Genomic DNA, 25,970 nt, shown 5'->3' on the forward strand with positions numbered 1-25,970 from the left:
TTAAATGATCTCGAAATAACGCGCGAGCTGCCAATCCGTAATGGCTTTGCGGGCTTCGCGCTCCTCCCACTCGCGGGTTGCCACGTAGTGGTCGACGAAGGTTTCGCCGAACAGGCTGCGGGCCGGGCCGGACGCCTTCAATCGCGCCGCCGCCTCCCCCAGGGAGCGCGGCAGCGCGCGCTCGGGCGGATGCTTGACCGCATAGGCATTGCCCGCGATAGGATCGCCCGGCTCGATCCGGTTCTCGATGCCCCACAGGCCCGACCCGATGGCGGCCGCCAGGGCGATGTAGGGATTGATATCGGCGGCCGCGACCCGGTATTCGACGCGCTGCGACTTCTCTGAGCCGGGAATGACGCGAAGCGCCGTCGTGCGGTTCTCGACTCCCCAGGCGGAATCGGTCGGCGCCCAGAAGCCCGGAATGAGGCGGGTGTAGCTGTTGACCGTACAGGCCACCATGGCGAGCATCTCGGGCATGAGCTGCTGCTGGCCGCCCACGAACCAGCGCATCGTGTCCGACATTTGATGCGGTGCTGCCGGATCGTAGAACGCGCCCTTGCCGGTCTTGATGTCGCGCAGCGAGGTATGCAGATGGCCTGACTGCCCCGGCCAGTCGTTGGACCACTTGGCCATGAAGGTCGCCATCCAACCGCGCCGTTGCGCCAGGATTTTCGTGAACGTCTTGAACAGCGCCGCCTTGTCGGCTGCACGCAAGGCATCGTCGACCCGGATGGCGGCCTCAAGAACGCCCGGACCGGTCTCGGTGTGCAGGCCCTCGATTTCGAAATCCATCTTGTGACCGAGATCGAGAAGCTCATGATAGAAATCGGAATGGACGCCGGAGCGCAGCACCGAATAGCCGAAATAGCCGGGCGTGATCGGTTTGAGATTGCGGTAGTTTTTTTCGCGGATGGAATGCGGTGTCTCGTCGAACACGAAGAACTCGAATTCGGCCGCGGCCGATACCGCAAAGCCCATCGTCTCGGCCTTTTTCAACACGCGCCTGAGCACACCGCGGGGACAGGCAGCCTCCGCATAGCCGTCGAATTCGGCGAGGAAGAACGGCAGGTCGTTCTCGAACGGAATCAGCCGCATGGTTTCTGGCAGGATGCGCGCGGGCGCGTCCGGATAAGCGGTGTGCCAACCGGTCAACGTGGCGTTGTCGTAGAGCTGGTCGTTGGAATCCCAGCCCAGCACGACGTCGCACATGCCGAAGCCGCCGGAGAGCGCCGATTCGAATTTGTCGCGCGCCATGTATTTGCCGCGCATGATTCCGTCCACGTCGACGATGCCGATTTTCACGAAGGGAAGATCGCGGCCTCTGACATAGGCTGCCGCATCGGCGGCTGTTTTGATGATGGGGTGGGTCATGCGGGGACCTGACGCAAGTGAAATGGCAAGCGCGTCTGGCGCGCTCCGGGTTCGGGTGGAACGGCCCGCCGGCATCGCTGAACGCCGGCAGGTCTCTTCGTATGCAACCACATCGCCAGGTCGAAGGACGAAAACGTGTCTCGCCTCCGCGCTCGGGCTCAGTGGCTCTTATATTCGGCCTCGCCCTTGGTGAGCGCAAACTCTTCTTCAGGCGACAGGATCAGCTTGTGCCGTCCCCAGAGCAGGAAATACGCCATCATGATCCCATAATAGATCACAACCCAGAAGACGCCTGCCCGGAAGACCGCGTCGGTCAACTGGAAATACAGGGTGACGGCGGCGATGATCATGCAGATCGCCGCCCCCGCGATGCCGAACGGGCTGACATAGGGGCGATGCAGATGGGCGAATTTCTTCTTCAGCACGATATACGACATGCCCTGCATGAAATAGGCCAGCATGGCGCCCGCCACCGCCATGTTCAGCAGCGTCCCGCCGATCGCCGCCCCGCCCGCATCCGCCCCGAACGAGAACCAGATGGTCATCATCACCGCAAGACCGAGAACGGCCCCCGCGATGAGGGCGACGTGGGGCGATTTGCGTGTGCCGTGGGTCACCGACAGGAAGGCCGGGAAATAGCCCGCCCGTGACAGGGAATAGATCTGGCGCCCATAGGCGAAGATGATCGTGTGAAACGAGGCGATCAGCCCGATCACCGCCACCGCCGCGAGAATCTTGGCGATGTCTGACCCGAACAGGGCGCGGAAGCCGTCGAGCAGGGGCTCGGTGGATTTGGCATAACCCACCGCGCCGGCCTCGATGCCGGTATTGAGAAAGATCACCAAAAACGCGGAGGCGATCAGGGTGAGGATGCCGGCGATGATGCCGCGGGGCATGTCGCGCTGCGGGTCGTGGGATTCCTCGGCTGCCAGGGGCAGTTGCTCGATGGCGAGGAAGAGCCAGACGGCGAAGGGAAGCGTTTTGAAGATCCCCTCGATGCCAAACGGCAGGAAGGGTCCGCCGCCATTGGGCAATTCGACGCCGCCAGGGCCCATGTTGAGCGCCCATCGCGAGAAATCGAACTTACCCGAGAAGATCACCGACAGGTAGAACACCACCAGACAGGCGAGCGCCAGAATGGTGACGATCACCGTGACCTTGAAGGACAATTCGACGCCGACGATGTTGAGCCACACGAAGAGCCCGTAGCAGATGATCCAGTAAACCGGCTGGAAGCTCGGATCGGTGCCGAAGATGCCGGTCAGGTAGGAGCCGATGAAGAACACGATCACGGCCGGCGTCAGCACGAATTCGATGTTCTCGGCGATCCCGGTGATGTAGCCCGCCCAGGGGCCCATCGAGGTTCGGGCGAAGGAATAGGCGCCGCCCGTATGCGGGAGCGCAGGCGACATTTCGGCAAGCGAGAATGTGAGCCCCAGATACATGATGGCAATCACGATGGTCGCGAAGAACATCGAGCCGAAGCCCTGCGACAGGCCGAGATTCCAGCCAGAATAATGCCCCGAGATGACCGCGCCGACGCCGAGTGCCCAGAGCGACCAGACCCGTGCGTAGCGGCGGAGCTGGCGCGCTTCGAAATACGCATCGTCCACGGTTGTGTAAGTGATGCCCGCAGCCCCCTGTGCCGAGGCAGGCGCCGCGTGAGCGCCGCTGTCTTCCATTTTAGTCGACATGAGATCCTCCAAGAACTCTGATCACGGGCCACGGCACGGTCTGCGCCATGGCGGCTGTCACAGCGCCTGCATCCCGTCCCTCAACAGGGGTGCAAGACGATTGGCCCACGACGCCTGTCCGTCTTCCGTGCGGATCAGGTCATTGCGGATTTCGATCATCAGAGGGGCCAAGCCGCGCCTCTCTGCGTGCCGCTCCAGCGTGTGAAAAACACGGTCGGCCGGTGAATAGGGTTCGTTCATGCCGATGGTGAGCGCGGGATCGCGCTGCAGGCCCGCCGCGACCGCCTTGGCGTAGCGCGCATCGCCATCGAAGATCAAGCCGATGTGCCAGGGGCGCGGAACGTCGCGATAGACAGGGGTGAAGGAGTGGACCGAGACGATGGCCGAAAACCCGCCGGCGGTGCCGCGCGCCGCCACCACCGCGTCGACGGCGCGGTGGAAGGGGTCGTAGACATTCCGCACACGGAACGCCCGCTCGTCCGCGTCGAGATCGACGTTGCCCGGAACGATCGTTCGCTCGCTCATTGCCGGTATTGAGTCCGGTGCGTCGGGATCGCGATTGAGATCGATGACCAGCCGGGACACCGTGGCGTAGACCAGCGGCGCGTCGAGGAGATGAGACACCTGCCGGGCAACGGCCAAGGCACCGGGATCCCAGGCGATGTGGCTGTCGCGTTCCGCCGGTCCGAGACCAAGCTCCCGGTAGCGAAACGGAATGGCGTTCGACGCATGTTCGCAGATCAGCAGGATCGGCGCCAAGCCGTCGGGATTTTCCACCCGCGCCACACCCGACGCAGCCTGCCCGGATTGGTCCAACAGTCCTGCCAACGGTATCTGCGACCTGCCGTCCCCCATGGAGCCCTCGAAATGCGTTGATCGTCCGTTCCGTAAGTTCTTGTTTTTCTTATTCTGTAATTTTTGATACAGTATTTCGTATCAGTCAAGGACGCCTGTGGACAGACCGCCGATGAGCACCAGGATGGGAAAGCCGCCGAGCGAATCCGCGAGCCTCGCGGACCGCATCCGCAACACGATTCAAACCTTTACGCCGACCGAGAAACGGGCGGCGCGACTGTTGCTGAGCCACTATCCGTTTGCCGGGCTCGGCACGGTTGCGGCCTTCGCAGCCCGCGCCGGCATCTCGGCACCGTCCGTGCTGCGATTCGTGACGCGCCTGGGCTTTTCGGGCTTCCCCGATTTCCAGAAGCACCTTCACGGTGAACTGGAAGCGCAGTTGCTGTCGCCGCTGGCCAAGGCACGGCCGGCGGAAAGGACCGATACCGCGGCGGCCCTGTCGTCCTTTGCAAAGGCGATCGCGACGAATCTCCGGTCCACGGCCGAGGCGATCGCGCCCGCTGAATTCGAGGCGGTTGCAACGCTCCTGAGCGAGCCTGCCCGACATCTTCACTTCACGGGCGGGCGGTTCACGGCAGCTTTTGCCCGCTATGCCGAAAGCCATTTTCGCATCCTGCGCCCGCATGTGGATGTCCTGGACGGCCAACCCGCCCTGTGGCGGGATCGCATGATCGAGATCGGCCGCCGGGATGTCGTCGTGGCCTACGACATCAGGCGCTATCAGGAGGATGTGATCGCCTTGTGCGAGACCGCGTCCCGGCAGGGCGCGACCGTGATCCTCATCACCGACCCCTGGCTGTCACCGATTGCCCGGGTCGCCCGCCATGTTCTCCCGGCCCATGTGAGCGCACCCTCGAACTGGGATTCGGCAGCCGGCCTCCTGCTCCTGACCGAGGCCCTGATCGCCACCGTCACCAAACGTCTCTGGGCGAGTGCCAAGCCGCGCATGGAGGCCATCGAGCGGCTGCGCGATGAAGTCTGAGGCAATGCCGGGCTGCGCCCGGGCGTCTATGGCTTGAGGGCGCTCTTGTCGACCACATCCGGATTGCTGCCGGGGGGATCATTCCGCTGCAGCCAGGCGATCACGAACGGGATGGTCAGCGCGATTCCGATGAAGCGCACGAAGTGATGAACGCCCACATAGAGTGGATCGAGCCCGAGGACGAGGGCCAGCACCGTCATGGCCTCCAACCCGCCCGGCGCGAAGGCCACAAGGCTGTCGGCAAACGTGACCCCGGAGACCCAGGCCGCCAACACCGCGAAGACCGACGCAATCGCCATCCCGATGACGAACGAGGTCAGGCCGGCCAGCAGGGTCGGCCGGATGGTTTTCGGATCGAGGTCGCGAAAACGTTCGGCCACGAACATCCCGATCAGGATCAGGCCGCCGGTGGCGATGACCGGGGGAATCACCCCGGTCACGAAATCCGTCGCATGACCGACCGTGCTGACCAGTGTCGCGCCGAGCAGGATCGGCGCCGCGATCCGCAGCCGCGCGAGGATGGTGCCGACCGCGAGCCCACCCAGCAGCACGATGCAAAGGGAGGTCGGACTGCCGATCGGCAGACCCTCGCCGAGCAGAACGCCCGAATCGGTGACGCTGCCGGACATTACGATGGCACTGGGCAACAGCGCGATCAGGGCGAACAGCCGCATATTCTGCACGATGGCCACCTGGCCGACCGCCGCATTGCGATCGGCAGCGACCGCCAGAACGGTCGAGAGCGCCCCCGGCACGGATGCCAGCACGGCATCGTCCTTGCGCCAGCCGGAGAGGCGTATGAGCGCGTACGCGGAGCCTGCCGAAATCATCAGGACAGCCACCACCAGGAGGGCAAGGCTGGCAGGATAGCGCGCGATCGCGTCCAGCGCTGCAGGCGTCACCGCCGCCCCCATCGTGGCGCCCGACACCAGCATGGCGAGGTCGGTGAGCGCCCGAGGCATCCGCACCGCCCACCCGGTGAGTCCCCACAGGATGACCGCCAGTGCGGCGCCTGACAGCCACGCCGCCGGGATGCCAAGGCTGTGGAAAGCCAGGCCGCCGAGGCCGGCGATCAGGATCTGGACGGCGTGAGCAAAGAGATCGCGCATCATTCACAAAAATGCGGAGCGGGATTGTCCGCTCGCGCTCATTGGACGCCCGCGCGCGCCGGGTCAAATGCGCCGAGCGCGCCGGTGCCATGCGCGACCCATCCCAAGGTTCAGGCGGTCAACCCGGGAAGGGCCGCGCTGATCCGACGGACCGCCTCTTCCAGTGTGCTGGGATGACGGGCATAGCAGAGACGCAGGTAGCCCTCGCCACCGGGGCCGAAGGCCGAACCGGGCGCGAGCCCGACATTGGCGTCGTCGATCAGGCGGATCGCGATATCCTGCGAACTGCGTCCGCCGCGCACCCGGAAGAAGGCGTAGAACGCGCCGCTCGGCGGGGGAAGGTCGACGACCCCCGTCTCGGTGAGCCGGCCGACGATATCGCGCCCTTGCCGCGCCCGCGCGATCTGCAGCGCGACGAAATCCTCGCCCTGTTCGAGGGCTGCCACGCCGCCGCGCTGGACGAAGACGGGCGTTCCCGAGCTCTGGTATTGGACGAGATTTTCGATCACCTGCCCAAGGGCTGGCGGCGCTTCGAGCCAGCCCAGGCGCCAGCCCGTCATGGCCCAGTTCTTGGAGAAGGTCTGGACGAAGATCACCCGGTCGTCCGGTGCCATCACGTCCTTGAAGGACGGCGTGCGTCCATCCACCGTCAGGGCCGGATCGTAGACGAAGCGGCTGTAGATCTCGTCCGCGATGATCCACACGCCATGGCGGCGGGCGATCTCGAGAACGGCGCTGAGGTCCGCGTGGCTTGCGGTCCAGCCCGTCGGGTTGGCCGGGGAGTTGATGACGATCGCGCGCGTGCGCGGCGTGATCGCGTGTTCGAGCCGCTCGACATCCAGAGTCCAGCCGGACGGGCCGAACGTCATCGGCACGCCCACGGGCGTGGCTCCCGACACGGTGATGGCGCCGGCGAAATTCGGCCAGGCGGGCGTCGGGATCAGCACCTCGTCGCCGGTTCCCGCGACGATGCGGATGGCGATCTGCGCGGCGGGCATGCCGCCAGACGTCACAAAGAACCGCTCGGGATCTGAAGGCCTGCCATAGACCTTCGCGTCATACCGCGCCAGCGCCTGACGCAATTCCGGGATGCCGCGCTGATAGGTATAAAACGTCTCGCCCTCGGCGAGAGACCTGGCGGCCGCATCGCTGATGAACGACGGTGTCGCCAGATCCCCCTCGCCGACCCACAGCGGGATCAAGCCCTCGCGGTTGCGGGCATAGTTGAAGACGTCGACAATGCCGCTGGTCGGCGCATGCTCCGCCTCGCGGCGCAGGGCGAATGGTTCGGAGATCGGCGCGTTGACGTTCATCGGAGAGTTTCCCGGACAGGCACAAGGTGATGGCTGTTTAAGCCAAGTGCCGTCCGGAAACCTATCAAAAAAACCGACGCTATCGATCTGTGGCGGTCATGATTCAGATGGTGTGACCCGCTTTGAGAAGATCGCGGATTTCGGTCAGAAGCTTCACATCGGGCGCGATCTCAGGATCCTTGTCGGCGGTGCCGGCCTTCGCGTCCTCTTTCCTCTTCATGCGGTTCATGGCTTTCACCACGAGGAAGAGCACCCAGGCGATGATGATGAAGTTGATCGCGATGGTTGCAAAGTTACCCCAGGCGATCACGGCGCCCTGAGCCTTGGCTTGCTCGAGCCCGGTTGCGGTGACACGGTCCGACAGCGGCAGGAAGTAGTTGGAGAAATCGAGGCCGCCGACCACGGCCCCGATGATGGGCATGAAGATGTCCCCGACGAGGGAGTCCACGATCTTTCCGAACGCCGCGCCGATGATCACGCCGATGGCCAGATCCACCACGTTCCCACGCAGAGCGAATTGCTTGAACTCATTCAACATCGTCTCAACCTTCCCAGCATTGCGATCTTCCTAAGCTGGACGAGTTTCGACGTTCGTCAACCCTCGCGCGCAGCCAGAAGCTTCTGGAGATCGAGCCGTTGGGTGAACATCTGCAGCGTCCCGTCGGGCGTGCGGGGCCACTCGGCCTCAGGACGATCCCAATAGAGCTCGATGCCGTTGCCGTCCGGATCCCGCAGATAGAGCGCCTCGCTGACCCCGTGGTCGCTTGCGCCGTCGAGCGGCACGCCGGCTTCCGCCAGTCGGCGCAGCGCATCCGCGAGTGCGGCTCGAGTCGGATAGAGAATCGCCATGTGGAACAGGCCGGTGGTCCCGGGAGCGGGCGGATGTCCGCCCTGGCTCTCCCAGGTGTTGAGGCCGATGTGGTGGTGGTACCCGCCAGCCGAGACAAAGGCGGCCTGCGTGCCATAGCGTTGCATCAGCTCGAAACCGAGAACGCCGCAATAGAACGCGAGCGCACGGTCGAGATCGGCCACCTTGAGGTGGACGTGGCCGATCCTGACGCCGGGATCGATCGGGCGCTCGGCCGTATGTCCGGAGGAGCCAGGGGAGACGACGGGCGAGGCCATGAGATGTCCCTTCAGGCGGAACGGGTGTTGAGCGTGGGCGCAGTCTTGGACGATCCGGACGCGACCGCGTACGCGCCATCGCCGAGGAGTGCCTGGGCCGCGAGGGCGACAATCCACAGAGCCAGATACTCCCACCCGCCTTTGGGGTTTGTAAAGAAGAAGCCGGCTGGACCGTGAACGGTGACAATGGCGCCCAGGAGCACCGGGATTAGCGCCAGCGACACCCAGCGGGTCTGGAAGCCGACGATCAGCGCCACGCCGCCGACCACTTCCACCAGCATGGTCAGGTAGGCCAGCACGGGCGGCAAGCCGAGCGAGCCGAAAAACTGGGCGGCGCCGGCAGGGGTGAAGACGAAGATCTTCAGCCCGGCATGGGCCAGGAAGAGGACGCCGAGGGTGACGCGCAAGATAAGAGCGGCATAGGGGGCCGTGCGGGAATCGATCATGAAAGTCTCCTGGAATGAAGATTTCATATGATCTCAAACCAGCAATACGATAAGCACGATCATAGAATATCAGCTCACACCAGGGGAGTGAGATCATCATGCTCGATCGCGTCACCAGCATGCAGGTGTTCGTGCGCGTGGCGGCATCGGGCAGCTTCTCGGCGGCTGGTCGCGCCCTGAACCTTTCGCAGACCATGGTGACGAAGCATGTGGCGGCGCTTGAGGCGCGGCTCGGGATCAAGCTTCTGCATCGCTCCACGCGGCGGCTTGTGCTGACGGAAGGCGGGAGAGCATTTCTTGCAGCAGCCGAGCGAATCCTTGCCGATATCGAGGAGGCGGAAGCCTCTGCCAGCCTCGACCGCGTCGAACCCCGCGGCGTCCTGCGGATGAACGTGCCCCTGACCTTTGGCTTTCGCGAGATCGCGCCCGCCCTTGCCGAGTTCAATCGGCAGTATCCTCTGGTGTCGGTGGATCTCGGTCTCGCCGACCGCTTTGTCGACCTGATCGAGGAAGGCTGGGATCTGGCGATCCGGATCGGACGCCTTCAGGATTCGAGCCTGATCGCGCGCAAAATCGCGCCGTGCCGCATCGTCATCTGCGCGGCGCCGGCCTATCTCGCACGGCACGGCGCGCCCCGGACGCCCCAGGAACTGGGCGACCACAATTGCCTTGGCTACACCTTACCGACCATCCTGAGCGCGACGCGCTGGCTGTTCGGATCCGCCGGCGAGGCCGCCGTCACCGTGTCGGGCAACCTGCGTGCCAATAACGGGGACGCCCTCCTGGCCGCAGCCATTGCCGGTCAGGGCCTGGTCTATCAGCCGACCTTCCTCGTCGGCGACAGCTTGCGCAGTGGAAGCCTCGTGCGTGTGCTTTCCGACGAGGTCATTCCGGAGCTCGGCGTCTACGCGGTGATGCCCTCAGGCCGCCAGGCCCCCGCCAAGGTCCGGGTGATCATCGATTTCCTGGCTGCCCGCTTCGGGGCAAGCCCGGGCTGGGATCGTGAGCTGTGACGCAGCCCGGTCCTGTGCAACGGTGGCGCTCGCGTGCTGGACCCGGTAGTCTGGCGGCTTCTTTTCGCTAAGGGACAAGGCATGGTCGCCGGCTGGGCGGTTTTCTTATCGGCGCTGGTCTATCTCTGCCTGCTTTTCGCGGTCGCCCATTGGGGCGACAATGCGGGGCGGCGATTCATTCAGGGGCCTGCCCGGTCGACCATCGCGGCGCTTTCGCTGGCGGTCTATTGCACGTCATGGACGTTCTTCGGCTCGGTAGGCCTTGCCAGCCGCTCGGGCTTCGACTTTCTCACGATCTATATCGGACCGATCCTCGTCATCGGCCTGGGTCACGTGCTGATCACCCGCGTGGTGCGCGTTGCCAAGACCCAGAACATCTCGTCGATCGCCGATTTCGTCGCGGCACGGTATGGCAAGAGCGAACGGGTCGCGGCCATCGTCAGCCTGATCGCGCTGATTGGATCGATTCCCTATATCGCCCTTCAACTGAAAGCGGTGTCCTCCTCGCTCGATGTGTTCCTGACGGCCGCGACCGGCGTGGCGACGCCGCGCTTCCCGGTCATCGGCGATCTGGCTCTCATCGTGGCGCTCGTTCTGGCTGGGTTCGCCGTTGCGTTCGGCACGCGCCACACCGACGCGACCGAGCACCAGGATGGCCTGATGATGGCGATCTCGCTCGAATCGGTCGTCAAGCTCGTCGCGTTCCTCATCGTCGGCGGATACATCACCTTCGTGATGTTCGACGGCTACGGCGACATCGTCGCGCAGCTCAATGCCCGCGGCGAGAGCGCGAGCCTGTTTGACCGCACCTCCGGCTTCGGCAGCTTCATCACGCTGATCCTGCTGTCGAGCTGCGCCGCCCTGCTGCTGCCGCGCCAATTCCACATGACCGTCGTCGAGAACCGGTCCATTGACGACGTGAAGCGGGCGGCCTGGCTGTTTCCGCTGTATCTGGTCGCCATCAACATCTTCGTCATTCCGATCGCCCTGGGCGGCCTTCTGATCTTTCCGGATGGCACCGTCGACCGGGATATGACCGTGCTCGCCCTGCCGCTTTTCGACGATGCGGGCGTCATCGCCGTGATCGCATTTCTCGGCGGCTTCTCGGCCGCGACCGCCATGGTCATTGTCGATTCAGTCGCTGTCGCGGTGATGATTTCGAACCATCTGGTGATGCCGATCGTTCTGCGGCGGCGGGCCTTTGCGGGCGTCGATCTCGGCGGGTTCGTCATCGGCGTACGGCGCGTGTCGATCGTCGTCGTGATCCTGCTCGCCTATGCGTATTACCGGGGTTCGGGCGAAGCGGCGCTGGCCTCCATCGGGCTCCTCTCTTTTGCGGCTATCGCCCAGATCGCCCCGGCTTTTCTGGGCGGGTTGATCTGGACCCGCGGGACCGCGCTGGGCGCCAGCGTCGGCCTGGTGGTGGGGTTCGTGACCTGGGCCTACACCCTCCTGCTTCCGAGCCTGGTTTGGGACGGCGTGTTCTGGTCGGATGTGGTCGTGACCGGCCCGCTCGGAATTGCCGCCCTCAAGCCCACCGCCCTTTTCGGCGTCGACCTCCCGCAGCTTACCCATGGCGTTGTCTGGAGCCTGACCCTCAACATCCTGAGCTATATCGGCTTCTCCCTGTGGCGGCCGGTGACCGCGATGGAACGCATCCAGGCGAATGTCTTCGTGGGCGAGAACGACGTGTCGGTGGCTCCGACCTTCCGCCTGTTTCGCCCGAGCGTGACCGTCGACGAGTTGCGCAGCACCATCGCGCGCTATCTCGGCGAGGAGCGCACCAACCGATCGTTCGAGGGCTTTGCCCATAGCCGCGGGCAGACACTCGATACCCGCGCCGAGGCGGACGTGCACCTTCTGCGATATGCGGAGCACCTTCTCGCCTCCGCCATCGGCACTGCCTCGTCGCGGCTGGCCCTGTCGCTGCTTCTGCGTCGACGCACCGTCTCGACCAAGGCCGCCCTCAGGCTGCTCGACGACGCGTCGGCGGCGATCCAGCATAGCCGCGACCTGCTCCAGCACGCCATCAACTACGCCCGCCAGGGCATCACGGTGCTCGACCGGGACCTGCGCCTGCTCGCCTGGAACCAGGCCTTCGTCGACCTGTATGAATTGCCGCCCAACCTTGTCCGCGTCGGTGTCGGCATGGACAGCATCATCCATTTCAACGCCAGCCGCGGCTCGTATGGGCCGGGTTCGGTGAGGGATCTGGTCGCCGCGCGCATTCATTCCTTTCTGCACGATCTCGAACCTGTGCGCCTGCGGCTGCACCCCTCCGGAAAGGTCATCGAGATCCGCTCCAACCAATTGCCCGATGGCGGGCTCGTCACCACCTACACGGATGTGACCGACACGGTTGCGGCCGAAGAGGAAAGCCGCCGCGCGAACGAGACGCTCGAGCAGAGGGTGCGCGAGCGCACCGAGCAGTTGACCCGCCTCAATGAAGCGCTGACAAGCGCCAAGGCCGAGGCTGACGACGCCAACATCTCGAAGACGCGGTTTCTCGCCGCAGCCAGCCACGACATTCTGCAACCGCTCAATGCGGCCCGTCTCTATGCCAGCTCGCTCGTGGAGCGCGACAAGGATGCGGGCGACGCGACATTGGCCGAAAACATCGATGCGTCCCTCGACGCCGTCGAGGAAATTCTCACGGCATTGCTGGATATCTCGCGCCTCGATACCGGCGCCATGAAGCCGCAATGGTCGAGTTTTCGCATCGACGAGCTGTTTCGCCAGTTGCAGCGCGAATTCGATCCCATTGCCCATGCGCGCGGCCTCGACATTCGGTTCGTCCCCTCCTCGCTCACGGTCCGATCGGACCGTCGCCTGCTGCGGCGACTGCTGCAGAACCTCGTGTCGAATGCCATTAAATACACCCCGGCCGGCCGCGTCATCGTCGGCACGCGGCGGCGCGGCACGCATCTCATTCTCGAGGTCTGGGATACGGGGCTTGGCATCCCGCCCTCGAAGCAGCGCATCGTGTTCCGGGAGTTCCAACGGCTCGATCAGGGCGCCAAGGTTGCGCGTGGCGTGGGCCTCGGCCTCTCGATCGTGGAGCGCATCTGCCGCGTCCTCGGCCACCCGGTGACCTTGCGGTCGGAATCAGGGCGCGGATCGGTGTTCCGGGTCGATGTGCCTGTGGTTGCTGCGCTGCCCGCCTCGGCGCTTCCGCCGGAGCCGCCCAAGAGCGCCGTCACCATGCTGTTCGGCCTGCGGGTCCTCGTCGTCGACAACGAACCTGCCATTCTTGAAGGCATGCGCCTGCTTCTGACCGGCTGGGGCTGCGACGTATGGACCGCGCCGGATCTCGGGACCGCCCAGGACACGATCAGGTCTCACCGGCGCGCGCCGGATGTCATCATCGCGGATTATCATCTCGACGAGGGCGACGGCCTCGATCTCATCAAGAACCTGCGCTGGAAAACAGAGGGCGCGACGCCGGCGATCCTCGTCACCGCTGACCGCACGCCGATGGTGCGGGATGCGGCGGCGGCAATGCACGTCCATGTGCTCAACAAGCCCGTCAAACCCGCGGCCCTGCGGGCCCTGCTCACCCAGTGGCGCGCAACCCAAGCCGCAGCGGAGTAAGCCTGTGGTCTATCGGCCGCTCTGACGCGGATGGACGTCCGGGCGGTAGGGCGGACGCTGCGACGCGAGCGCGTCATCGAGCAGGTCGAGCCGGTCCTGTCCCCAGAACACCTCGCCCTCGAGCACGTAGGCGGGCGATCCGAAAACGTCGCCTCCTACCGCATTCTCGAGATTGATGGCGTAGAAGGCCTCCGCCGTGCTGCCTTGGGCAATCTCGCGGATCGACGCCCCATCGAGCCCTGCCTCGTCAGCGAGCGCCTGCAGGACAGCGGGATCGCCCAGATCGCGCTCCTGCTCCCATAGGGCAGCGTATGCAAGGCGCAGAAACGCGTCCGGGTCTTTGCCCGCCACCGCAATGGCGATGATCATCCGGTCCGCCAGATTGACTTCGAAAGGCCAGTGCTTCGGCAACAGGTTGAAGGTCAGCCCGCGCTTTTCGCGCCAGCGCTGGAGTTCGACCATGCGGTAGCGCTGCCGCACCGGGTGGCGCTGGGCCAGCGGCAGGCCGCCCGTTTCCGCAAAGACCCGGCCGAGGAAAACCGGCTTGAAATTGACGTCGACGTCATGCCGCTTGGCGATGTCCATGAACGGCGCGTGGCCTATATACGCCCACGGACTCATGAGGGAGAAGTAATAGTCGATTGTGCGGGACATGAACGTATATCGCCTCTCTGGGACGCCGGGTCGGGGGCACTTTGGCCCATCGGAGGCGGTTCTTCAACTTTGCCGGGCGGTCGCTGCCTTCAGGACGGTGACTGCTCCCGTTCGCGCACGAACTGAATGAGATCGAGCGACGGTGCCCCATGTCCCAGATGGGTGAGCAGGCCATGGACCTGTCCGCGGTGATGCGTCTGGTGATTGAAGAGATGGAAAAGCGTTGGCGCCAGCGGTTCCTCGATCTCGTCCGGTTCCGATACCCGGCGGTAGCGAAAGCGCCGGCCAAGATCCTCCTCGGTGAGGCCATTGGCATAGGACAGGATCCGACTGTCCTCGGCCTCGCGCGCAGGAGCGAGGGTCGCGAAGGTCTCGAACAGGATCGCGTCGAGCCGGCTCGGCGCTTCCCCTTCCCCGGTGAACCGCCGCAACCAGATCCGGTCGGTGGCGATGAGGTGGTTGAGCGTGCCATGCACCGATTTGAAGAACGCTCCGCAATCGGCCCGGTATTCCGCATCGCTGAGGCGCGCGACCGCCTCATAGACCCGACGGTTGCACCAGGCGTTGTAGCCAGCCATTCTCACGACATGCGCCTTCATAGACCCCGGCCTCTCATTCTGTGACGAGGGAGCGACAGGCTCCCTCGCTCGGTCACGCCGCGGTTTTGGCGTCCGCTGCGCGGGCGTAGAATGTCCCGCCTGTCGCCGCCATGTCCAGCAGGATCGCAGGCGGAGCGAACCGGTCGCCGAAGCGGGTTTGGAGATCGCGACAGAGATCCACGAAGGTTCTGGCGCCCATGAAGTCGATGTATGAGAGCGCCCCGCCCGTATAGGGCGCGAAGCCGAAGCCGAGGATCGAACCGACATCCGCCTCGCGCGGATCCGTGATGACGCCCTCCTCGACCGTGCGTGCCGCCTCCAGGGCCTGGGTGACGAGAAGTCGCCGCTTGAGGTCCTGCATGTCCACGCGCTCCGCTTCCTGGTGCGTAGGCTGCAAGGCGGCAAGGCCGGGCCAGAGCCGCTTCGGCCCGCCCTCGGGATAATCGTAGAAGCCCTTGCGGTTCTTGCGGCCGAGCCGTCCTTCCCCATCGACGAGGCGGGTCAGCAACGCCTCCTGCTCAGGCTGGATGGCCGCATCGCCCAGTTGCGCCTTGGTGGCCCGCAGGATCTTGAGACCCAGATCGACGCCGACTTCATCGTTGAGCGAAAGAGGCCCGACCGGCATGCCGGCCTGCTTGCCGGCATTCTCGATCATGGCCGGCGGAATGCCTTCGGCCAGCATGAGATGGCCCTCCAGGATATAGGCCAGCACGCACCGGTTGGCGAAGAAGCCGCGGGAATCGTTGACGACGATAGGAGTCTTCCGGATTGCGCGCACGAAATCGAGCGCGACAGCGAGCGCCCGCTCGCCGGTCTGCTTGCCCCTGATGATCTCCACCAGCATCATTTTCTCGACCGGCGAGAAGAAGTGAATGCCGATGAACTGATCGGGCCGCTGGGCGTGCTGGGCGAGGCCCGAGATCGGCAAGGTCGACGTGTTGGACGCAAAGATGCAATCCGGCGAGATGGCCGCCTCGACCTTCGCGATGACCTCGGCCTTGACCTTGGGGTCTTCGAACACCGCCTCGATGACGAGATCGCAATCCTTCAGGTCGGCGTAATCGGCCGACGCTGTGATCCGCGACAGGAGTGCGTCGCGATCCGCCGTCTTGGCGCGGCCTTTCAGGATCTGATCCGACATGAGCTTGTGCGAATGCGCCTTGCCCTTCTCGGCCGATTCCATGTCGCGGTCGATCAGCACCACGGACATTCCGGCCTGCGCCGTCACATAGGCGACGCTCGCGCCCATGAAACCCGCACCCACGATCCCGATCTTGCGCAGGGTTGTGGGAGGGATGTCCTTGGGCCTGCGCGCGCCCTTGTTCAACTCCTGCATCGACACGAAGAACGTGCGGATCATCGCGGCCGCTTCCTTCGATCGCAGGATCTTCGCGAACCATCGGGACTCCACCGTCAGCGCCTGGTCCATCGGCAGCTGCAGGCCCTGATAGACGGCCTCCAGAACGGCGTAGGCTGCCGGATAGTTGTCCTGCGTTTCGCGGCGGTAGATGGCGTTCGCTGCGGGCCAGATCTGCATGCCGGCCGGCGAATAAACCTTGCCGGACGGCAGTCTGAACCCCTTCTCGTCCCAGGGGGCCACCGGCGACCCGCCCTTGCCGATCCACTCCTTGGCTGTCTTCACCAGCTCCGCCTGCGGCACGACGGCGTGGACCAGACCCATGTTGCGCGCCATGAGCGGTCGGTGCTGCTCGCCCTTGAAGAGCATCTGCAAGGCATCGCCCGTCGGCATCAGCCGCGACACGCGCTGCGTTCCGCCCGCGCCGGGGAATAACCCCACCTTGATTTCCGGCAGGCCGACTCTTGTCGCGTCGCTGTCCGACACCACGCGGAAATGACAGGCGAGCGCCAGTTCGAACGCGCCCCCGAGACACACGCCGTTGATGGCCGCGGCGAACGGCTTGCCGCAGGTCTCCAGGCGCCGGTAGAGAAGCGACAGCTTGCGCGATTCCGCAAAGAAATAGCTCATGGCGGCCTCGGCACCCTCGTCCTTCGACAACCGTGCGTATGCGACGCCAAGCCCCTGCAGCATGGTGAGGTCGGCGCCGCCGGAAAAGGTTTCCTTGCCGGAGGTGATGACGCAGCCTTTGATGGCTGCATCGCTCGCGACCGTCTCGACGATCCGCGCCAGCTCGTCCATCACCTCGGGAGTAATGACGTTCATGGAGCGCCCGGGCATGTCCCAGGTCGCGAGCGCGATGCCATCGGCGTCCACATCGAAGCGGAAATTGGTGAAGGTGGTCATGGGTTCTCTCCGCTCTCGCTCAAACGCGCTCGATGATGGTGGCCGTGCCCATGCCGGCCGCCACGCACAGGGTGATCAGAGCCGTGGTCTTTCCCGTGCGCTCGAGTTCATCGAGAACGGTGCCCAGGATCATGCCGCCGGTCGCGCCCAGCGGATGGCCCATGGCGATCGCGCCGCCATTGACGTTTACTGTGGCGAGATCGAGATGGAGCGCCTGCATGTAGCGCAGCACGACAGCCGAGAACGCCTCGTTGATCTCGAACAGGTCGATGTCCTTCGTCGACATTCCGGCCTTTCTGAGAACCAGTTCCGACACCTCGATGGGCCCGGTGAGCATCAGCGCAAGATCGGACCCGAGGGACGCGAACGCCTTGATGCGCGCGCGTGGTTTCAACCCTGCTTTGTCGCCGCCCTCGCGGCTGCCGACGAGCACCGCCGATGCGCCGTCCACGATGCCGGATGAGTTGCCCGCATGATGGACGTGGTTGACGAATTCCACATCCGGATGGGCCGCGATCGCGACCGCGTCGAAGCCGCCCATCTCGCCCATCTGGACAAAGGCCGCTTTGAGTTGTCCGAGCGACTGCATGTCGGTGGCCGGACGCATGTGCTCGTCCTTGGCCAGGATGGTGAGGCCGTTGATATCTTTTACCGGGATCACGGATTTCGAGAACCGCCCCTCGTCCCATGCGGCAGCGGCGCGCTTCTGCGACTCGACCGCGTAGGCATCCACATCGTCGCGGGAGAAGCCGTATTTCGTGGCGATGAGATCCGCCGAAATGCCCTGCGGTAGAAAGTAATTGGCGATGGCAACGCCAGGATCGACCGGCCATGCGCCGCCCGATGCACCCATCCCGATCCGGCTCATGGATTCGACGCCGCCGCCGATGGCGATGTCCTTCATGCCGGCCATGACCTGGGCTGCTGCCAGATTGACCGCATCGAGGCCGGACGCGCAGAAGCGATTGATCTGGACCCCGGGAACCTCCTTGCCGAAGCCCGCCTTGAGCACCGCGGCACGCGCGATATCGCCGCCCGCCTCGCCGACGGGATCGACGCAACCCAGCACCACGTCTTCCACGAGCGACGGGTCGAGATCGTTGCGGGCTCGCAGGGCATCGAGGGTGGTGACCGCCAGATCGACGGCCGTCACCTCGTGCAGGGAGCCATCGCTCTTGCCGCGCCCTCGCGGCGTGCGGACGGCGTCAAAGATAAAGGCGTCGGACATAGGAGCCTCCCGGGCTTTGGAGTGGCGCGGGGCGCTTCAACCGTCGCCCACAACGCAGGTCTGAACGAAGAGGCAATCGCCTCAGAATGCGTCGGCCGGCATCGCCATGGTGACATCCGCGCCGCTGGTGATGCAAGCAAGGCGCGACGTCGTCTCCGGCATGAGCCGTTCCATGAAAAACCGTCCGGTGAGAATCTTGGCGTCCCAGGCAGCTGCGTCCCCCGTGCGGGCAGCCTTTTTGGCGAGCGCCACCTTGGCCATCCGCGCCCACATATACCCCATCGCCACCAGGCCGAAGAGGTGCATATAGTCGGTCGCACCGGCGCCCGCATGATCCGGTTTGGCAAGGGCGTTCTGCATGAACCACATGGTGGCCTTCTGGAGATCGCCCAGCCCCAGCTGGAGCGGGTCGAGGAAAGGCTTCATGGATTCGTCCGCGGCCTCGGTCTGGCAGAACCCCGCAACCTCGTTGAAAAAGGCCATCACGGCCCGTCCGCCATCCTTGCCGAGTTTGCGCCCGACCAGATCCATGGCCTGGATGCCGTTTGCACCTTCATAGATCATGGCGATGCGCGCATCGCGTACGAATTGCGACATCCCCCATTCCTCGATGTAGCCGTGGCCGCCGAACATCTGCTGGGCCTTCACGGTGTTGTCGAATCCGAGATCCGTCAGCACGCCTTTGGCCACCGGCGTCATCAGACCCATATGGTCGTCGGCCGCCTGACGCTCGGCGGCATCGGTGGAGCGATGGGAAACGTCGCTCTTGAGCGCGGTCCAGATCAGCAGTGCCCGCGCGGCCTCGTTGAACGCCCTGATGGAGAGCAATGTCCGTCGCACATCCGGATGCACGATGATCGGATCCGCAGGTTTGTCGGGGAATTTCGCGCCCGTCAGCGCCCTGCCCTGAAGCCTGTCGCGCGCATAGGCGACCGCATTCTGGTAGGCGACTTCCGATTGCGACAGCCCCTGCACGCCGACGGCGAGCCGCGCCTCGTTCATCATGACGAACATGGCGTTCAGCCCACGGTTCTCCTCCCCGATGAGAAAGCCTGTGGCGCCGTCGTAGTTCATCACGCAGGTGGCGTTGCCGTGAATGCCCATCTTGTGCTCGAGGGACCCGCACGACACGCCGTTGCGTGCGCCGGCTGAGCCGTTCTCCACGAGGAATTTCGGCACCACGAACAGGGAGATTCCCTTGGTGCCCTGCGGCGCGCCTTCGATGCGGGCAAGCACCAGATGGATGATGTTCTGCGCGAAATCATGCTCACCCGACGAGATGAAAATCTTGGTGCCGGTGATCGCGTACGAGCCGTCCGGGTTCGGCACGGCCTTCGTCTTCAGGAGTCCGAGGTCGGTGCCGCAATGCGGTTCGGTGAGGTTCATCGTCCCGGTCCAGGTCCCGGCGACCATCGGCGGCACATAGGTGCGCTTGATCTCCTCGGAGCCGTGCTGCAGCAAGGCCGCGATCGCCCCCTGGGTAAGCCCGGGATACATGGCGAGCGCGAGATTGGCCGAGGACTGGAATTCCTGCATCACCACGTTGAGCGTCGTCGGCAGCCCCTGTCCGCCAAAGGCCTCGGGCATCGACAGCCCCATCCACCCTCCCGCCACATAGGCATCGTAGGCGGCCTTGTACCCTGCTGGCGTGCGCACCGAGCCGTCGGACTCCCGCACGCAACCCTCGAGGTCGCCGGTGCGATTGAGCGGCAGGAAGATCTCCTCGCAAAGCTTGGCGCCCTCGGTGAGGATGGCCTCCACGGTGTCGGCCGTCGCATCGGCAAAGCCCGGCAGATTGTGATGCTGCTCGATGGGAAAGACGTCTCTCAGCAAGAACATGACGTCGTCGACCGGGGCTTTGTAGTGGGGCATGGGCGAATCTCCCGAACAAAGGGGAAGCCAGTCTGCGCACAATCCGCGCCCGGCTCCAAGATCGTTCACATATAAACTATATCCTCTCTTTTGGGAAGAGGCCTGCCCGACGGAGCGATTTCTGGCCTGTCAGAGAGTGCCGCCACGGCATCGACGGTGCCAGTTCAACAGACCCACTGGCCCCCTCCCCGCATCGGACCCCGGCACATCGGAGAGCGGCCTCGCCCGTCCTCCATGGGACCAGTCCTCGATGGGACGCCTGAGGCAACCAGGCCGAGCGGATGGAGACCGGGCCTGCGGCGCATGGCCCGCTGAGCCCTCGCCGGTTCCGCCTCTGGGTGATCCGCGCGCTCGCATACGACAACGCGCGCCAGCCTCATGCGGGCCGGGCACCGGGAGGATGTCGCGGCAGTCAAAAAGGAGTTCGAGGCAATGCCTCGCCGAACTCCCATGGATGGACGTGGGACCTGAAAAGGCCGTCATGATCGGCACGCTGCCGATCCAGCTGTCGGATGCGGAGCTCCTCGGGGAAACTCACCTGCCCCCGGTGATTCACCGAAGGCCCACGGCGCCAGGATGCCGCCAGGAGGCATGGAGGGAGAATTGCCCCGGCGATGTCAGCGCGGCCTTGCCAGAGAGACGGCGTTCCCGGCCCAGCAATCGCGCGCGAACGCGTGCCGGACCTTTTGCGGTGGCGGGACGGCTCGGCCGGGCGGACCGTACGATTTCTAGTCAGCTTTTTGCCGCTAAGCCGCAGGCGACACCAGTGACAAGCTGGAATTCGCGCGATCGGTGTGCCGGGAGCTTCGTCTCTGAGGCGAGGCCGAGTTCGCGCCCCAGCGACCAAACCACGTTGCTGGCGCGATGACATTGGGCAAGGGGCCAGGCCGCCAGACAGCGTCTGTCTTTCATCATCCACGGATGACCGCGGCCAGGGCCGGCATATTGCCCTTCACGCCGGGTCCATAGACGCCGACCGGCCGAAAGGTCTCCCAATCCATCGCCAGCGTGTCGAGGCCCCGTTCGGCCGCGTGTCTCGAACGCCCATTGGCCTCGGTCGGATGGGGGCGTCCGCCTCGGGTCTCGCAGCACGACACGGCCCCACACTGATCTCGCGTCCTGCCTTGCGCGGAGCGATCCAGATCGCATGGAAGGCTCCCGCCCGTCATGGTTTGCGCTTGTCGATCCAGATCACATGGATGGCTCCCGCGCCTCATGCCTTGCGCGGGGCGATCCAGATCACATGGAAGGCTCCCGCTCGTAACGTCTTGCGCGTAGGGATCCAGATCGCATCGAAGGCTCCCGCCCGTCATGGTTTGCGCTTGTCGAGCCAGATCACATGGAGGGGCTCCCGCCCGTCATGTCTTGCGCGTAGGGATCCAGATCACATGGAAGGCTCCCGTCCGTCATGCCTTGCGCGTGCCGATCCAGATCACATGGCGGGCTCCCCGTCCGTCACGCCTTGCGCGTGGCGATCCAGATCGCATGGCAGGCTCCCGCCCGTCACGTCTTGCGCGGGGCGATCCAAATCGCATGGAAGGCTCCCGTCCGTCATGCCTTGCGCGTAGCGATCCAAATCGCATGGCGGGCTCCCGCCAGTCACGTCTTGCGCGGGGCGATCCAAATCGCATGGAAGGCTCCCGCCCGTCATGCCTTGCGCGTAGCGATCCAAATCACATGGATGGCTCCCGCCCGTCATGTCTTGCGCGGGGCGATCCAGATCGCAGGGCGGGCGACGCTGCGTTTGCCGTTGGCGCGGACCCCCTCTTGCACTCAGCCCCTCGGGCCCGTGGTCATGATGAGCCCTTGCTCATGACAGTGGGCTCCGCGGCCCCTGCATGCCCTGCCGATTGCAAAGCTCCGCCTGCCAAGACTGCAGGGCACAGCTGCCCGTTCGAAGCCCGGCGCTGATATCGAGAGGGAGATCGACGGGAAAACCAAATCGGCTAAGACGCGGCATACTGACGCTGCCCGGACGGCCACGATACCGGCGCGGGACGGACACCGCGCTGCGCATGCGCGAGCTGGCGGACGGGACGATAGGCGCGGTGATCAGGCGGCGACAGCGATGGCGGCGCGGCGGCTTCGCAGCTCGGCCAGGGCCTCGTCGATCTCGACCCGCTGCTGTTCCAGGTGGCGGATCTGATCCTCGATCTTGTCGAGCGAGAGGTTCAGGTTCGCCGCGGCCCCATTGGCGACGCGGCCTTCAGCGAGCATGGCGCGGATCTCGGTCAAGGTGAAGCCGAGTTGCTTGCCTTTGAGGATCACAGAGAGGCGGTCGCGGTCGCGCAGGTCGTAGATCCGGGAGGTGCCTTCACGACGGGGGGACAGCAGGCCCCGATCCTCGTAGAACCTGAGGGTTCGCAGGGTCACGCCGAATTCTCGGGCCAGATCGCCGATCGTGAAGGAGCGCTCGCTGTCGCCGATCAGTCCGGCGTCTTTGCCAGGTCCAAAACTTTCATGCGTTGTGCTACTCATCAAAGTCCCCATCATCGTTGTCTCTTCGGTTTGAACAGCGTCCTTGCGAGCCACGCGCCATTTCCATATTGCAATTGTATAACATAGGTGCGCATTTCGCAAGGCCCGGTTGCAAACGGGCAAAATGAGCCCAGACAAAGGTTCTGCGGCTGTCCCTATCAGCCCCTAACCGCAGGTCCCTTAACGGCTTTTTTACCATGCGAGGCGAAAGCTGCCTCGTCGGCGCACTGATTCCCTCCCGTTCGAAATCCGGAAGGATCTGCCTGCTGACCCGCGGACGCCTGGTATGGGGCCTTGCTGCCGCCGGAACCTTTATTTCGTCCCGCAGGCGCGGCCATGAGACGACCCGTTCTCGCACACCTCGACGATCTCGACCCGCAGACCCGGACAGCCGCTGAGGCGGCGGCGTCGAAGGCCGGGCTGCGTCTCGAGGACTGGGTGGGCGAAATCATGGCGGACCGCCTGGTGGGACACGAGAAAAGGCGGGACGACGGCGTGCGCGCCGGGGCCTCGGTCGATTCCATCCTCGGCCGGATGACCAAATCCGCGCCCAAGGCGTCCATCGCTCCCACAGCGGGAAGCGATTTCGAGTCCGTCGCAGCCTGGGTCGAGAAAGCCGAGCGTGCGCTGGCGGAAACCAACCGGCGCTCGGCCGATCATCAAGATCGGATGGCGTCCGCCATGACGGACGCTCTCTCGGCCCTGAAGGACCGTCTCGACGCGATCGAGCAGCGGGTCAACGCCGACGCCGCCCCCGTCCGAGTGACCTTTCCCGTGGAGGAGGCCGTTCGGGCCCTGTCCCCTTTGTCCGACACCATGCTCGGCCTGCGCGGCGAGATGGAGCGGCTGGCAGATCGGCTCGAGAGGCCTGCCTCGCCCCAGCCCTTCCCGGCCGTCGAGGGAATTCGGGCCGAGATCGAGGATCTGCGGGCGGCCGTCGGCGCCCTGGCGACCCGGGATGAAGTCCGCGCGCTGGATGACAGCTTGCGCAGCATGTCGCGGGACGTCGACAGCCAGCCCTCTGGACACGCGGTCATGACCATGGCCGGGGCGATCACGACGCTGCATGGTCAGATCGCCGACCTGTCGGCCGCCATGGGGAGCGGCCTCCACCCGAGGATTGCCGGCGACCTCGAATCGCTCGATCGCAAGATCGACCGGCTGAGCGAGACCGGCATCGACCGATCCGTCGTCGATTTTCTCAGCAGCCAGATCGTTGACATGCGTCACGACCTCAGCACCCGGGCCGAACCACGCCAGATCGCAGACCTTGCCGCCGACCTGACGGCCCTGCGCAGCCAGGTGGCCGAGTTGCGCGCCCATCAGGTCGTCCGAAGCGACTTTACCTCGTTGAAGGCGTCCCTGGAAAAGGTCTGCGGGGCATTGTCGGAAGGCCTTGCGCGACACGCCGAAAGCGACGTCTCAGAGCAGATCCGGAATCTCGGCGACAGGCTTGAGGCCCTCGCCGACCGGCCGGATCCCCAACCGGCGAACCTTGAGCCGATCGCCGCCCAATTAAAGCTCCTGACAGAGAGCCTGACCGCCGCCGCCGATCAGCGGATGCAAGAGAGCGAGGCCGTCCAAGCGCGATTCGACCTCCTGTCGGGCGAAATCGAAGGTGCGTTCGACGCGGCAGCCCGGTCCGAGGGTCCCCTGGCGCAACGCTTTGATCGGATCGAACGTCAGCTCCGTGCCCTCGAAGAGCGCGCCGAGCCGGCCGCCTTCAACGACATGCTGCGCGCCATGCATGAGAAACTCCAGGCCCCCGGCGCGCTGGATCGCATCGAACATCTGCTCGCCTCCTTTGAAGACCGGCTCGCCGCCCGCCCGGATGCGGTCGCCCCCGAACCCGTCAGCGAGGCGATCCACGCACTCCGGAAAGAAGCGAGCGCGATCGCTGAGCTTGCGGCGCGCGACGCCGTCAACGCGATTCAGGCCGCCCCCGTGGCCATGCCGTTTGAGGCAACGGGCCTGGCGGAGGGGTTTGCCGCCCTGAAGGCCTTGCAGGTGGAAGGCGACGCCAGGACCCAGCAGATTCTAACGTCCGTTCAGGATGCGCTTGCAACGCTGACGGCAAGATTTGCCGACCGGGTTCCCTTGCCCGACGAGTCCCCCGAGCCCCCGCGCGAACCGGCCGACCGCCTCGAAGCGGCGGTGCGCCGCCTCCATGCCGCCACTCTCTCCCAGATCGAGGATCTCAATGCCGCAGCGGCAGGACCGGACCTGATCTTCGAGACCCGCAACCCAGATACCGATCCGGCGCGCGCAGTCGGGAGCGGTTCCGGGCACGGAGAAGATCTCGGCAAGGTCCGCTCAAGCTTCATTGCGGCAGCCCGACGGGCCTCCCAGTCCAACACCGATCCGTCCCGCCCGCGCGATTTCTCGGTGGGCGAGCGTGAACGATCTTCGTCAGAGGCCATCGAGGGTGTTCCAGCCGACGAGGCATCGCCCCCGCCGGCAGCCTCATTGGTCGACAAGCTCCGCCAGCGTCTGCGCCGTGGACGCAAACCGCTTCTGTTCGGCGTCACGCTCCTCATTCTGGCCTCCGGGACGCTGGAGGCATTGTCACGGCTGACCGAGACGACGCGCCCCGCGGCGGCTGTCGGAACCACGGGATCGATGCACCGTCCGATCGCGACGGCGGCTCTTCCTACGTCGCAGATCGCCCCGGCTGTCGCCATCTCCCCAGCCGCCGATATCGCGGATCTGCCCGACGTCCTGCGCCGCGCGGCCTCGGCGGGCGACCCCGCTGCTCTTTATGAGATGGCCACACGGCTCCTGCAGGTCGGCACCGGTCCCGAGGACCGGGTCGAGGCAGCACGGCTCTTTGAGCGGGCCGCCTTGGCAGGACTGCCTGTCGCCCAGGAGCGGATCGGCTCTCTCTACGAGCAAGGGGCGGGGGTCGAACGCGATCGGCAGGCAGCCGCGTCCTGGTTCGAACGGGCCGCGCAGGCCGGCAACCTCCAGGCCATGCACAACCTCGCGACGTTGCTGGCGGGAGGCCTTCGCGGGACACCGGACTATGCGGGCGCCTTCCACTGGTACAGCGAGGCGGCGGAAGGCGGCTTCAAAGACAGCCAGTTCAATCTCGGGGTGCTCCTGACCCGCGGGATCGGAACCGCCCAGAACCTGCCGCGGGCTTATCAATGGTTCGACATCGTCGCCCGCCAGGGCGATGCGGATGCGGCGGGAAAACGGGACGAGATCGCAAGACGCCTCGCGCCCCCCGCGCTGGCGGCCGCCAAGCTCCTGGCCGCGCGGTGGCGGGCCAGACCCATCGACGAAGAAGCCAATAACGTCCGCTGGCGGGGGGATGGCCGCACGGCAGCGTCTAATTTCGGCACGCGGAGTTGACAATTCGCGCTCACGGTCAGGTT

General features: G+C 65.1%; 19 protein-coding genes. 4 read left to right on the forward strand and 15 right to left on the reverse strand.

Going from position 1 to position 25,970, the window contains the following annotated elements; genetic code table 11:
- The 3 genes from J4G32_RS18515 to J4G32_RS18525 all read right to left on the reverse strand — a co-directional run bounded on the left by J4G32_RS18515 (position 1) and on the right by J4G32_RS18525 (position 3,884).
- Positions 1-1,371, reverse strand: coding sequence for a glutamine synthetase family protein (locus tag J4G32_RS18515; protein WP_210497034.1), 1,371 nt, complete (start codon positions 1,369-1,371; stop codon positions 1-3).
- A 158-nt stretch (positions 1,372-1,529) separates the two neighbouring features.
- On the reverse strand, positions 1,530-3,065 hold the full coding sequence (locus J4G32_RS18520) for an amino acid permease (protein ID WP_246505280.1): 1,536 nt from the start codon (positions 3,063-3,065) through the stop codon (positions 1,530-1,532).
- 57 nt (positions 3,066-3,122) lie between these two features.
- Entirely contained in the window at positions 3,123-3,884 is a 762-nt protein-coding gene (locus tag J4G32_RS18525; protein ID WP_425515536.1) for an N-formylglutamate amidohydrolase, read from the reverse strand.
- Positions 3,885-4,032: 148 nt separating this feature from the next.
- On the opposite strand from J4G32_RS18525, the gene J4G32_RS18530 reads away from it, so the two are divergent.
- Positions 4,033-4,902 carry a MurR/RpiR family transcriptional regulator gene (locus J4G32_RS18530; RefSeq protein ID WP_210497036.1) on the forward strand — a complete coding sequence of 290 codons (870 nt, stop codon included), beginning with the start codon at positions 4,033-4,035 and terminating at the stop codon, positions 4,900-4,902.
- Positions 4,903-4,928: 26 nt separating this feature from the next.
- Here J4G32_RS18530 and J4G32_RS18535 read toward each other — a convergent pair whose 3' ends face one another.
- The 5 genes from J4G32_RS18535 to J4G32_RS18555 all read right to left on the reverse strand — a co-directional run bounded on the left by J4G32_RS18535 (position 4,929) and on the right by J4G32_RS18555 (position 8,895).
- Complete coding sequence (locus J4G32_RS18535) at positions 4,929-6,014, reverse strand: AbrB family transcriptional regulator (RefSeq protein ID WP_246505284.1); 1,086 nt, start codon at positions 6,012-6,014, stop codon at positions 4,929-4,931.
- Between the two features lie 107 nt (positions 6,015-6,121).
- On the reverse strand, positions 6,122-7,324 hold the full coding sequence (locus J4G32_RS18540; protein WP_210497037.1) for a pyridoxal phosphate-dependent aminotransferase: 1,203 nt from the start codon (positions 7,322-7,324) through the stop codon (positions 6,122-6,124).
- A 103-nt stretch (positions 7,325-7,427) separates the two neighbouring features.
- Positions 7,428-7,862 carry a large conductance mechanosensitive channel protein MscL gene (mscL, locus tag J4G32_RS18545; RefSeq protein WP_210497038.1) on the reverse strand — a complete coding sequence of 145 codons (435 nt, stop codon included), beginning with the start codon at positions 7,860-7,862 and terminating at the stop codon, positions 7,428-7,430.
- 56 nt (positions 7,863-7,918) lie between these two features.
- Positions 7,919-8,449 carry a VOC family protein gene (locus J4G32_RS18550; protein WP_210497039.1) on the reverse strand — a complete coding sequence of 177 codons (531 nt, stop codon included), beginning with the start codon at positions 8,447-8,449 and terminating at the stop codon, positions 7,919-7,921.
- Positions 8,450-8,460: 11 nt separating this feature from the next.
- Positions 8,461-8,895 (reverse strand): DoxX family protein, encoded by a 435-nt coding sequence (locus tag J4G32_RS18555; RefSeq protein ID WP_210497040.1) that lies wholly within the window; start codon positions 8,893-8,895, stop codon positions 8,461-8,463.
- Positions 8,896-8,993: 98 nt separating this feature from the next.
- On the opposite strand from J4G32_RS18555, the gene J4G32_RS18560 reads away from it, so the two are divergent.
- Both J4G32_RS18560 and J4G32_RS18565 read left to right on the forward strand, forming a co-directional pair.
- Positions 8,994-9,908 carry a LysR family transcriptional regulator gene (locus J4G32_RS18560; RefSeq protein ID WP_210497041.1) on the forward strand — a complete coding sequence of 305 codons (915 nt, stop codon included), beginning with the start codon at positions 8,994-8,996 and terminating at the stop codon, positions 9,906-9,908.
- 81 nt (positions 9,909-9,989) lie between these two features.
- Positions 9,990-13,499 carry a PAS domain-containing hybrid sensor histidine kinase/response regulator gene (locus J4G32_RS18565; RefSeq protein WP_210497042.1) on the forward strand — a complete coding sequence of 1,170 codons (3,510 nt, stop codon included), beginning with the start codon at positions 9,990-9,992 and terminating at the stop codon, positions 13,497-13,499.
- A gap of 9 nt (positions 13,500-13,508) precedes the next feature.
- On the opposite strand, the gene J4G32_RS18570 is transcribed toward J4G32_RS18565, so the two are convergent.
- From J4G32_RS18570 to J4G32_RS18600, 7 genes are all read right to left on the reverse strand, one after another.
- On the reverse strand, positions 13,509-14,153 hold the full coding sequence (locus J4G32_RS18570) for a 2-hydroxychromene-2-carboxylate isomerase (protein WP_210497043.1): 645 nt from the start codon (positions 14,151-14,153) through the stop codon (positions 13,509-13,511).
- A gap of 89 nt (positions 14,154-14,242) precedes the next feature.
- Positions 14,243-14,731, reverse strand: coding sequence for a DinB family protein (locus tag J4G32_RS18575; RefSeq protein WP_246505286.1), 489 nt, complete (start codon positions 14,729-14,731; stop codon positions 14,243-14,245).
- 73 nt (positions 14,732-14,804) lie between these two features.
- Positions 14,805-17,015 carry an FAD-dependent oxidoreductase gene (locus tag J4G32_RS18580; protein ID WP_210497045.1) on the reverse strand — a complete coding sequence of 737 codons (2,211 nt, stop codon included), beginning with the start codon at positions 17,013-17,015 and terminating at the stop codon, positions 14,805-14,807.
- Between the two features lie 19 nt (positions 17,016-17,034).
- The gene (locus J4G32_RS18585; RefSeq protein WP_210497046.1) at positions 17,035-18,243 is read right to left on the reverse strand and encodes an acetyl-CoA C-acetyltransferase; all 1,209 of its coding nucleotides are present in this window, start codon (positions 18,241-18,243) and stop codon (positions 17,035-17,037) included.
- An 81-nt stretch (positions 18,244-18,324) separates the two neighbouring features.
- The gene (locus tag J4G32_RS18590; RefSeq protein ID WP_210497047.1) at positions 18,325-20,115 is read right to left on the reverse strand and encodes an acyl-CoA dehydrogenase C-terminal domain-containing protein; all 1,791 of its coding nucleotides are present in this window, start codon (positions 20,113-20,115) and stop codon (positions 18,325-18,327) included.
- Positions 20,116-21,026: 911 nt separating this feature from the next.
- Entirely contained in the window at positions 21,027-21,212 is a 186-nt protein-coding gene (locus J4G32_RS18595) for a hypothetical protein (RefSeq protein ID WP_210497048.1), read from the reverse strand.
- 955 nt (positions 21,213-22,167) lie between these two features.
- The gene (locus J4G32_RS18600) at positions 22,168-22,593 is read right to left on the reverse strand and encodes a MerR family transcriptional regulator (RefSeq protein WP_210497049.1); all 426 of its coding nucleotides are present in this window, start codon (positions 22,591-22,593) and stop codon (positions 22,168-22,170) included.
- Positions 22,594-22,929: 336 nt separating this feature from the next.
- Here J4G32_RS18600 and J4G32_RS18605 point away from each other — a divergent pair, with 336 nt between their 5' ends.
- Positions 22,930-25,947: an SEL1-like repeat protein gene (locus tag J4G32_RS18605; RefSeq protein ID WP_210497050.1), complete on the forward strand. Its 3,018-nt coding sequence runs from the start codon at positions 22,930-22,932 to the stop codon at positions 25,945-25,947.
- Positions 25,948-25,970: the final 23 nt, after the last annotated feature.

The organism is Microvirga antarctica (genome assembly GCF_017921815.1).
GTDB lineage: Bacteria > Pseudomonadota > Alphaproteobacteria > Rhizobiales > Beijerinckiaceae > Microvirga > Microvirga antarctica.